The organism is Mesorhizobium sp. M7A.F.Ca.AU.002.02.1.1 (assembly GCF_003998535.1).
Lineage (GTDB): Bacteria > Pseudomonadota > Alphaproteobacteria > Rhizobiales > Rhizobiaceae > Mesorhizobium > Mesorhizobium ciceri.
Window position 1 is genome coordinate 1 of the sequence record NZ_RZPB01000332.1, and the last position, 6411, is coordinate 6411.

Sequence of the window (6411 nt, forward strand, 5' to 3'; positions counted from 1 at the left end):
GTCAGAATGCCATCGGCATTCTTGTCCAGCCGGGCGAAGCGCTTGGCGAAAAACGCATCGAGTTCGGCGCGATCGATGAAGCCGTCATGGTTGGAATCGATCCGCGCGAAGGATCTGGCGGCGTCGCCCTTGACGTTGCGCTTCGCCTGAAAGGCCTCCCATTCCAGCAGGCTGATCTTGCCGTCGCCATCCGTGTCGGCCGCCATGATCGCCTTTTCGCGCCGCTTCTGGAATTTGGCCAGCGTGATGTCGGACCTGCTCCCCGACGCGCCTGGCGCGGCAAGTGGCGCGGCGGTCTGCGGTGCAGGCGGGGTCGTTGCCTGGGCAAGAGCCGCAACGGTCTGCAAACTCAAGGCAACGACTAATATCGAACGGCTGATCATGTTGTGCGTCTCCAGCTTGGCGCGACGCAGACGGCTTGTGCCGTCATCGCGCTTCAACCGTTAAACGCCGCGACCCGGAAAATCCGTCGGTCGCGCGTGCTGATCCGTTCGTGCTCGGGTGCGCATCCCGTCGATCGGGATGGAAGGAGCTCTAGTCCGACTGGTCGGCCGCAATCAGTTGTTCGGGCTTGAACCCGGCATGCTGCGGGGTCCACACCTCGCCCTCGCGATTGAACCAGTGGCACAGATACATGCCCGAGGCTGCGCCATCGCTGACCGTCATCCTGGGGCCTCCGGATTTCAGCTTGACCACGTCTCCGGTCTTGAAATTGTTGGGCATTTTTTGACCTCCCATGCTGAGGCCATGAGTTTCACACCAAACCGGGGTCTCGACAATGGCAGATCTGCCAGGCCGGCGCCGCAATCCTTTGCACCAGATGCGAAGGGGTAGACGACGAAAAGGAGGGGGGATGGTGCGCTTGCGGGCAGCCAATTGCCGGCTCAAGCCATTAGAATCAAAATCGTTTTCGATGCCAAGCGGGTCGCAACGAGTTCCCTAGAGATCGTCCCGTAACGTCCTTGCCCGCGCCTTGAGTCGGCATGGGATCGGCCATCCCAGTGAGGGCGCGTCGTCCATGAACTCAACTGGAAAGCTGGCCAGTTACGAATCAGTATAAATCCGCGATGTACAAGAACACTACTGTGTGCGGCCTTCAGCGGGTAACGGCGCTGTTACACACGAAAAAATCCTTGCATGGTTTCCATAAGCGCCCGACGGCGACGGGACTAGATGCGCATTTTGTCGCGTATCCAGTTCCTAAAGATCTTGCTGGCACGATTTGGAGCATTCGCTGGAGCTTCAACAATGTAGTAGCCATTGCCGGTCGTGAAGGCGAGGTCAAAAGGGCGTACGAGACTCCCATTTGACAGCTTCTCCTCAACAAGGCGTGTCCATCCCAACGCCAACCCTTGCCCTTCGAGGGTGGCCCGCAGCAGATTGTCGTAATTTTGAAACCAGATTCCTTGCTGAGGGCGTAAAGAAGTTAGCTTCGCGAATTCAAGCCACTTGTCCCAATTCTCCCATTCGTGAGCCCGCCCATCTAGATGCAGCAGCGTCACGTTTTGAAACTTGCGGAAGTTTTCGGCGCCGACAGAATTTACATATCCTGGGCTGCAAATCGGAAAAAACTCCTCACTAAACACTTTCTCGGACTTCAATTTATTCCAGTCACCGCGACCATATCTAATCGAAATGTCTATCCCGAATTTGCTCATATCCAAGCATTCATCGGTTTCAACCAGTTTTATATTGATCCCGGGATTGCGAATTCGAAAATCAGCCAACCTCGGCATCAGCCAGCAACTTCCAAATGCAACGGTTGTACTAACTGTTACATTTGCCGGAATGTCAGCGACTTTCTCGTTAAACTCCCTTGAGATCAGCCATAAGCTTTCTGAAACTGTATTGTGAAATTGGCGCCCATATTCTGTAAGTGCCACGCCTCGTTGCCCCCGCTCGAACAATTTGGCGCCAAGCCTGGATTCCAGGAGCCTGACCTGCATGCTTACCGCTTCCCTGGTGACATTCAACTCATGAGCCGCAGCGGTAAAATTCATGTGGCTTCCCGCCGCTTCGAACGCGACCAGACTGTGTAGTGGCGGCAATCTCAAAGGCGGACGAGACGTCAATCTGATTTACCTCAGGCGTGATCGATCTTACGCTGACTATCCGAAAAGCACCCCGTAATCATAGTCCCAGCCATAATACGCTGAGGAAGCCAAGAGTGCCATCTCACGATAGCCATCGACAAAAGGACCCGTTGCTCGATTCATTCCAGCTCAGGTCTCTGCAACTTCGAAACAGGATTATGAGCACCGCTCATGCGCCGGCTTATGTAGAGAACGGTTGGCCTACGGAGCGCTACCGGCTCTATCATGAGGAGAAGGCCAAGGGAGGGCTTGCTCTAACGGTGGTGGGGGGATCGACCAACGTTTCGTCGGACAGCCCGTCCGCGTTTGGGCAACTTTATGCCGGCGATGACAGCATCCTGCCTTGGTTTGAACTGCTTACCGGGGGCGTTCATTCCCATGGCGCCGCGATTATGTGTCAGCTGACACATATGGGGAGGCGTACATCCAGCGACGTAGGGGAATGGCTGCCAGTAATAGGACCATCTAACACGCGAGAACGGGCGCACCGAGCCTATCCAAAGAGTATGGAAAGGGCTGATATAGTACGCGTCACCAAGGACTTTGCGGCCGCGGCGGCACGATGCAAAAAGGGCGGTTTTGACGGAATCGAAATCCTGTCGCACTCGCACTTGCTGGGACAATTCCTATCCCCTCTGATCAATTTCAGACAGGACGATTATGGCGGCTCCCTGGAGAACCGGCTTCGACTCACCTTCGACGTCCTGAACGGCGTCCGCGATGCTGTGGGTGACGAGTTCATCATAGGACTGAGGATCACCGGTAACGATTTCCTCAAAGGTGGGCTCAGCCGCGAGGACTGCATCGAGATCGCCCAGCGGCTTGAGCAGTGCGGCCTGGTCGACTTCCTCAACGTGCTTGCGGGAGCGCCATACGACGATCTGGGCTTGGCTCAATGGATGCCTCCTATGGGCACTCCCGCAGCCCGTTTCCTTGGAGTTGCCAAAGACATACGTGAGGCCGTTTCACTACCTATATTCTATGCAGGAGGCATTGCCGATATCGCAACTGCTCGCCATGCCCTGCGCGACGGCATTGTCGATATGGTGGGAATGACCAGGGCTCACATCGCCGATCCCTACCTGGTCTCAAAGCTGCAAACCGGGCAGGAAGATCGTATCCGCACCTGCGTCGGAATGAACTACTGCGCAGACCGGGTTAATCAAGGCAAAGACGCTTTATGCGGCCAGAATGCCGCGACCGGTCGCGAGCGTTTCTTCCCGCATCGCTTTCGCCGCCATGAAATAGCGGGTTTGCGCGCTGTCGTTGTTGGTGGAGGCCCAGGAGGACTGGAGGCGTCCCGTGTTCTCGCCGAGCGGGGTTACAGGGTGACCCTGTTCGAAGCGTCCAACCAGCTGGGTGGACAGATTAACATGGCGGCCGGAGGTTCCACCAGGCGCCAGATGCGCGGGATCATCGATTGGCTGGTCAATGAACTCGAGCATCTCGGCGTTGATGTTCGCTACAACATGCTGGCGGAAGCCGAGGACATCCTGCGTGAGAAACCTGTGTTGGTGGTGATCGCGACAGGCGCACTGCCGCGCTCGCTGAACATTGGCGGCGCGCATCTTGCCCGGCCGATTTGGGACGTGTTCACCGGACAGCCTCCTGTTGGAGAGGTCATCATTTTCGACGATCGAGGCGACCATCACTCGCTGGTGGCGGCGGAGGTAGCAACCCAATCCGGTGCTTGCGTCACTCTCTTAACGCCGGATCGCACACCTCTTCATAATCTCGGGCCGACGAACTACGGCGTCGGCATGCGCAACCTGTATCAGCGCGGGGTGAACTTCCTCACCGACCGTGAGATCGTTGCCTTGAGCCCTGACGGCAACCGTTTGACCGTCACCGTGCGAAACGTCCTCACCGACCTGGAAGAAAAATTCCAGGCCGATCATGTCTTCTATGAAGTCGGGACGGAAGAAAACGCTGAATTGTACTTCGATCTTCAAAGTCATTCAGTCAACAACGGCCAAATAGAAGTAGCATCTCTATTGGACGGCAAAGCCGAGTACCGAACGGTGAACCCGGCCGGTGATTTCGTGTTGTTCCGGATTGGTGACGCGGTCTCTTCGAGGAACATCCATGCTGCGCTCTTTGATGCGTTGCGTGTCTGTTCCGTCATCACGGTCGCCGGACAGACCGGCTCCGATCAAGCGCGCTACTCAGTAACACATAGGCAAATGAAAGGGGAAACGACGTGAAAAATCTCCCACTGGCGGCGGCATGCCTGACAATTCTTGTACTGGAGTCACTCCCTGCGAATGCTGCATCAAGCTGCGGTGAGCTGACAATCTCCAGCATGAATTGGCAGAGCGCTGAAGTGCTGGCAAGCCTGGACAAGTTCATTCTTAAAGCTGGGTTCGGATGTGATGCGGAAATTCTCGAAGGGGACACCGTGCCGACGGTCACCTCCATGATCGAAAAGGGAAAGCCCGATGTTGCTCCCGAGATCTGGGTCGATCTGCTGCCAGATGTTGTCGCTACCGGCATCAAGCTAGGCAAGCTTGTTGAAACTGGCGCGGCCCTCAAAGATGGTGGCGTCAACGGGTGGTGGATTCCAAAGTATGTGTCCGAAGCACATCCGGATATCAAAACCATTGCGGATGCGCTCAAACATCCGGAGCTCTTTCCAGCACCTGAAGATTCATCGAAAGGGGCGGTCTTCAATGGGCCTCAGGGCTGGGGCGCGACGGTTGTTACAACGCAGCTCTTCAAAGCCTACGGCGCTGAAAAAGCCGGCTTCACCTTGATCGACACCGGATCGGCAGCCGGCTTGGATGGATCGATAGCAAAGTCATATGAGCGCCACCAAGGCTGGCTCGGATTCTATTGGGCTCCGACGTCGATTCTGGGAAAGTATGAAATGGTGAAGCTCGACTTCGGGGTTCCTTACAATCAGGCTGAATGGAAGCGTTGCAATACAGTGGCGGATTGTGCCGATCCAAAGCCAAACGTTTGGCCGCAAGATCGAGTAAAGACGATCGTCACGAAAGGCTTTTCGGATCGTACTGATCCCGCAGTGATGGAGTACCTGCAAACCCGGTCGTGGTCCAACGATACGGTGAACGGTCTCTTGACCTGGATGACCGACAACCAGGCCACTGGTGACGATGCGGCAAGGTATTTCCTCAAGACACGCGAGGATATCTGGGCCAAGTGGGTCCCGGTCGGCGTCGCCGGAAAAATCAAAGCGGCACTTTAATCAACGTGTCGCGGTGGTGGCCTTTAGAGCGGCCATCATTGCGACCGCCATTGCCCTCACTGGGCTGACCGACCGAGAATTCCTCATGGATTGGCTGACAAATTTTCCCCATCTCAATGACGAGGCCTTGCGGCTTGTCAAAAAGGGGCTGGATGACGCTTTTCGAACCTTCACCCGAACATACGGCGATTCAATTGAGGGCGTTTTCGCGCCGTTGCAGTACCTTCTGATCAAGTGCGAGCACTTTCTAACCGACACGCCCTGGCCGCTGATCATTTCGCTGGCGGCTGGGCTGGCATGGCTTGCATCCCGAAACTTGACAACCGTGGCTGGAACCGTCGTCACCCTCGTTGCAATCGGGTTCCTGAGCATGTGGGACGATACGATGAAGACGGTGTCCATGATCCTTGTCTCGACGATCATAGCCATCGTGCTCGGTGCGCCGGTTGGAATTGCGATGTCGAGATCGGAGCGCATCCAGAGGGTCATCAATCCGGTACTCGATGTCATGCAAACCATGCCAAGCTTCGTTTATCTGATCCCGGTGGTGATGCTGCTGGGAATCGGCAAGGTTCCTGGTGTGATAGCCGTCGTAATCTATGCGATCCCTCCCATGATCAGGCTGACAAATCTGGGCATCCGCCTCGTGGACAAGGATGTATTAGAGGCGGCCGATGCCTTCGGTTCGTCCAATTGGCAAAAGCTGCGAGACGTCCAGATTCCCCTGGCGCTGCCGACCATCATGGCTGGCGTCAATCAGACCATCATGATGGCACTAGCCATGGTCGTCATTGCCTCGATGATCGGGGTGCAGGGTTTGGGTCAACCGGTCCTCAAAGCGATCAACAATCAGTATTTCACGCTGGGTTTGTTCAATGGACTAGCCATTGTTGGTATCGCCATCATTTTTGACCGTATCAGCCAAGCTTATGGCAAGCGGCTGCAGCGACACCTGGAGTTGATGCATGCCTGATCGTGAAGAAAAACAAGTCGGAATCGTTATCTCACATCTGTTCAAGATCTTCGGAGCCAATGCCAACAACCACCTGAATGCATTGGCGAGAGGGATGACGAAAGATGAGTTGAACGAACGCCACGGGCTTGTCCTTGGAC

Annotated in this window: 6 protein-coding genes; 3 read left to right on the forward strand and 3 right to left on the reverse strand. The window is 55.7% G+C overall.

Annotated features, from left to right (window positions below):
* The 3 genes from EN879_RS19955 to EN879_RS19965 all read right to left on the reverse strand — a co-directional run.
* Positions 1-383: acid-shock protein (locus EN879_RS19955; RefSeq protein ID WP_127274199.1), on the reverse strand; the 383-nt coding region annotated here is incomplete at its 3' end.
* Between the two features lie 151 nt (positions 384-534).
* On the reverse strand, positions 535-723 hold the full coding sequence (locus EN879_RS19960) for a DUF2158 domain-containing protein (RefSeq protein WP_013527958.1): 189 nt from the start codon (positions 721-723) through the stop codon (positions 535-537).
* A gap of 446 nt (positions 724-1169) precedes the next feature.
* On the reverse strand, positions 1170-2072 hold the full coding sequence (locus EN879_RS19965; RefSeq protein ID WP_342030131.1) for a LysR substrate-binding domain-containing protein: 903 nt from the start codon (positions 2070-2072) through the stop codon (positions 1170-1172).
* A 95-nt stretch (positions 2073-2167) separates the two neighbouring features.
* Between EN879_RS19965 and EN879_RS19975 the strand changes: the two genes are divergently transcribed.
* The 3 genes from EN879_RS19975 (at position 2168) to EN879_RS19985 (ending at position 6271) form a co-directional block, all read left to right on the forward strand.
* A complete protein-coding gene (locus EN879_RS19975) occupies positions 2168-4297 on the forward strand; it encodes an FAD-dependent oxidoreductase (protein ID WP_244514260.1) in 2130 nt (709 codons plus the stop codon).
* A gap of 11 nt (positions 4298-4308) precedes the next feature.
* Positions 4309-5298, forward strand: coding sequence for an ABC transporter substrate-binding protein (locus EN879_RS19980; protein WP_164746276.1), 990 nt, complete (start codon positions 4309-4311; stop codon positions 5296-5298).
* An 85-nt stretch (positions 5299-5383) separates the two neighbouring features.
* On the forward strand, positions 5384-6271 hold the full coding sequence (locus tag EN879_RS19985; protein WP_063170454.1) for a proline/glycine betaine ABC transporter permease: 888 nt from the start codon (positions 5384-5386) through the stop codon (positions 6269-6271).
* Positions 6272-6411: the final 140 nt, after the last annotated feature.

Bases quoted from the DNA above. Each gene is read 5' to 3' on its own strand.
- EN879_RS19960 (WP_013527958.1), bottom strand. From the start codon at position 723: ATGCCCAACAATTTCAAGACCGGAGACGTGGTCAAGCTGAAATCCGGA.
- EN879_RS19985 (WP_063170454.1), top strand. From the start codon at position 5,384: ATGGATTGGCTGACAAATTTTCCCCATCTCAATGACGAGGCCTTGCGG.